Source organism: Mycobacterium sp. (assembly GCF_035653355.1).
Classification (GTDB): Bacteria; Actinomycetota; Actinomycetes; order Mycobacteriales; family Mycobacteriaceae; genus Mycobacterium.
Map to the genome: position 1 here is coordinate 1 of NZ_DASRBZ010000571.1, position 3460 is coordinate 3460.

Annotated in this window: 5 protein-coding genes; 1 reads left to right on the forward strand and 4 read right to left on the reverse strand. The window is 64.3% G+C overall.

All coding sequences use genetic code 11. The features are described 5' to 3' along the window. A partial coding sequence (locus VFA16_RS19700) for a DUF6328 family protein (RefSeq protein WP_324969438.1) occupies positions 1 to 504 on the reverse strand: 504 nt, incomplete at its 3' end. Positions 505 to 541: 37 nt separating this feature from the next. After that, positions 542 to 1114: a TetR/AcrR family transcriptional regulator gene (locus VFA16_RS19705; RefSeq protein ID WP_414687770.1), complete on the reverse strand. Its 573-nt coding sequence runs from the start codon at positions 1112 to 1114 to the stop codon at positions 542 to 544. A gap of 153 nt (positions 1115 to 1267) precedes the next feature. Here VFA16_RS19705 and VFA16_RS19710 point away from each other — a divergent pair, with 153 nt between their 5' ends. Then, the gene (locus tag VFA16_RS19710) at positions 1268 to 1882 is read left to right on the forward strand and encodes a class I SAM-dependent methyltransferase (protein ID WP_324969442.1); all 615 of its coding nucleotides are present in this window, start codon (positions 1268 to 1270) and stop codon (positions 1880 to 1882) included. Here the strand turns inward: VFA16_RS19710 and VFA16_RS19715 are convergent. Continuing rightward, positions 1860 to 2912 carry a prenyltransferase gene (locus VFA16_RS19715; RefSeq protein ID WP_414687771.1) on the reverse strand — a complete coding sequence of 351 codons (1053 nt, stop codon included), beginning with the start codon at positions 2910 to 2912 and terminating at the stop codon, positions 1860 to 1862. The genes VFA16_RS19710 and VFA16_RS19715 overlap by 23 nt on opposite strands. 10 nt (positions 2913 to 2922) lie before the next feature. Beyond that, positions 2923 to 3460: class I SAM-dependent methyltransferase (locus tag VFA16_RS19720; RefSeq protein WP_324969440.1), on the reverse strand; the 538-nt coding region annotated here is incomplete at its 5' end.

The following is a 3460-nucleotide window of genomic DNA, read 5'->3' on the forward strand; positions in this document are numbered from 1 at the left end:
CAGGTCGTCGCTACTGGTGCGCATCCACAGCGGAAGGGCCACCCACAAAGCGGCTAGTGCGATCAACGCGCAAGCCCCGGCGATGACAGCGGCGATATGGCCCGCGACCGCGTCGAAGATCACCACCGTCACGCCGGTCAACGCGAAACCCAAGAGCAGCAAGCCCGTGTAGGCGAATCGGTGCGCTGTTGACACCAGTGATTTCAACCGGTGCCGGCGAAACAGCAATCGGTGCATCGCGACCGGGGCGACCAACAACACGGTCGCGGCCACCGAGCAGACCACCGTCGCGAGATACACCAGGCGCACGGTCCAACTCAGTAGATGGAACGGCTGCTGGAAAGGCAAGGTCAAAAGGAAGCCGGTGAGCAACTGGACGCCGGTTTGCACGACCCGCAGCTCTTGCAAGAGGCTGCTCCAATTGCGATCCAGTCGTTCGGTTTCGGTCTCCTTGCGCGCGGCGTAATCCCAGCCTTGGTCACGCTCGGGATGGTCGACGTCCACCCGTGCATCATGCCAGCTAGAACGCCGTCAAACGTCGTCACTCCAAGACCAGTCGCGCTGATTTCTCCAGCCGGTCGGCGATCTGGGCGTAGGAGGCGTATCCCATGCCGGCGCGCACCAGTGCACCGGCGTACAGCAACTCCAGCGTTTCCACGACCTCCGCATCGCAGTCGGGTCCCAGCGCAGTGGCCAGCCGCTGGTGGATCTCACGGCCGATGCGCAGCCGCAGATGCTTGACTTCGGGATCGCGGCCCAGCAAAGCGTTGGTCACCGCACCCGCCAGCTCGGGTTCGTCGGCGACCAGCAGCGCGATGTGGCGCAGCACTGCAATCACCCGGGCAACCGGATCTGCGGACTCGCTGCGCGGAGCCGCCGTCGAGGCCAACCGCCGCCAGAAAACCTCGGCCACGAGGTGTTCCTTGGACGAAAAATAGGTGTAGGCGGTGGCCGAGCCCACTCCAGCCTCGGCAGCGACGCGCCGAATAGTCAAGCCGGAGAAGCCTTCTCGGCTCAGCACCTCGATAGCTGCCCGGCCCAGCCGCTCAACGGTGTCGGCTTGCTTGGCGGTCAGTCGGCGCCGGGTCGACTCCCGAGCCACCGGGTCGGACACGTGTCTGGACACTACTACAACGTAGGATGGGCAGCAATAGAGGCCAGTGGCCGCCGGTCCCGCCGATAGTAGGTTCGACTAGTGGGTTCTTTATCTAAGCCCGACGGGCAGACCGCGCGGTTGTTCGATCTGGCTGATCGGGTCACCGGTTTCATGCCGGCTGACGAGGGTCGGGCGTTGCATGACGCCGCGCTGCGCTACTTCGACCATGGCGTCGGGGTCGAGATCGGCACCTACTGCGGCAAGTCGACACTGTTGCTCGGCGCGGCCGCAGTGGCCGCTGACAGCGTGCTCTATACGATCGACCACCATCACGGTTCTGAAGAGCACCAGCCGGGCTGGGACTATCACGACGCTTCTTTGGTCGATGAGATCACTGGCCGCTTCGATACCTTGCCCACGTTTCGGCGCACGCTGGACGAGGCGGGCTTAGACGACAATGTGGTGGCGGTGGTTGGCAAGTCCGCGGTGGTGGCCCGCGGGTGGCGAACTCCGCTGCAGTTGCTGTTCATCGACGGCGGCCACAGTGAAGCTGCGGCGCATCAGGACTTCGACGGCTGGGCGCGGTGGGTGACGGTGGGTGGTGCGCTGATCATCCACGACGTGTTCCCCGATCCTAGCGACGGCGGCCAGGCTCCATACCAGATCTATTGCCGCGCAGTGCAAAGCGGTGAGTTCCGGGAAGTGTCGGTCACCGGGTCACTGCGGGTGCTCGAACGCACAGCAGGGGCAGCCGGTACCGCCGTCACCAATCCGTCGAGCTGCTGACACACTCGCAGTCGAAATCGCCCTCCAGCCCGCGAGGGAGGTCGGTGCCGCGGAAGATGCCGCTTGCCGGTGTGGTCGACGACAACGCGTCGGCAGCCAAGATCACCGCCGCCCCGGTCCACGTGGTTCGCTCGACCGGCCAGCGCTTGCCGTCGCTGAACACCAGTCCGGTCCAGTACGAGCCGTCGCTTTCCCGCAAGTGCTGCATGGCCGCGAACTGCTGCAGCGCCTGTCGGCGGCTGCCGATCGCGTCGAGCGCCAACACCAACTCGCATGTTTCCGCACCGGTGACCCATGGTCGGTCATCGACACAGCGGATACCGAGTCCGTCGACCACAAAATCGGTCCACCTCTCCGCTATTCGGGCCTGTGCCGCCGCGCCCCGCAGCGCACCACCGAGAATCGGGTAGTACCAATCCATGGAATGGTGCGGCTTTTCGGTGAACGCCGAGGGGTGCGCGGTGATTGCATGGCCCAGCCGGCCCAGTGCGACTTCCCATTCGGGTTGCGGTAGGTCAAGGTAGTTCGCCAATGCGAGCGCACAGCGGATGCTGTGGAACACGCTGGCACAGCCCGTCAGCAGCGCCTCGGCAACCGGTCCGGAAGGACCACGCGCCCAGCAGATTTCGCCGCCTTCGAGCTGTAATTCGAGGACAAAGTTGATCGCGGCGCTTACCGTCGGCCACATTGCCTCAGCGAAGCCTCGGTCACCGGTGATCAACACGTGGTGCCAGACACCCACCGCGATATAGGCGCAGAAATTGCTGTCGCTGTTGGCATCTTCGACGACACCGGCGCGCAATTGAATCGGCCACGAGCCGTCGGACCGCTGTTGGCAGCGGCACCAGTCGAATGCTCGGCGGGCAGGCTCGATGAGCCCAGCGGCGCTGAGCGCCATCGCGCATTCGACGTGATCCCACGGATCGGTGTGCCCGCTTTCCGACCATGGGATCGCCCCGGATGGCTCTTGCACAGCAGCAATCGATTCCGCGGTCAGCCGACACTGTTCTGGAGTAAGGACGCCTGGCACGCCCGGCACGTCACACCAGCTCAACGGCGTGCACCGGTTTCTCGAAGTACAGCGCAATGCTCTTGCCCACCAGCGGGTTGAGCACTGATTCGGCTATCCTGGTGATACGGGGCTGCCGCGTGATGTCCCACACCAGCATCTTGTGATACGCGGACACCGCAGGGTGATCCGGTCGAGCCACCCCCACAAGGCATTTGATCCACCAGAACGGCGTATGCAGGCCGTGCGCATAGTGCGCATCCACGAATTGCATTCCGCCGCGGGTGATCTTGGCACGCAGCTTGCTGGCCCGATAGATCCGTACGTGGCCGCCCTCGTTGTTGTGGTATTCGTCGGACAAGAACCAGCACACTCGTTCCGGCAACCACCGCGGCACGGTCACCGCCAAAGTGCCGCCCACCTTGAGCACGCGTATCAATTCGTTGATCGCAGTGTCGTCGGCCGGCACATGTTCGAGGATCTCCGATGCGATGACGCAGTCGAAAGTCCCGTCAGGGTAGGGCAATGCCAACGCGTCACCGACGACGGTCTCCGCCTTGGCGGACGCC

What these genes read in the sequence shown, in the direction of transcription:
- VFA16_RS19710 (WP_324969442.1), top strand. Translation starts at nt 1,268, where the DNA reads ATGCCGGCTGACGAGGGTCGGGCGTTGCATGACGCCGCGCTGCGCTAC.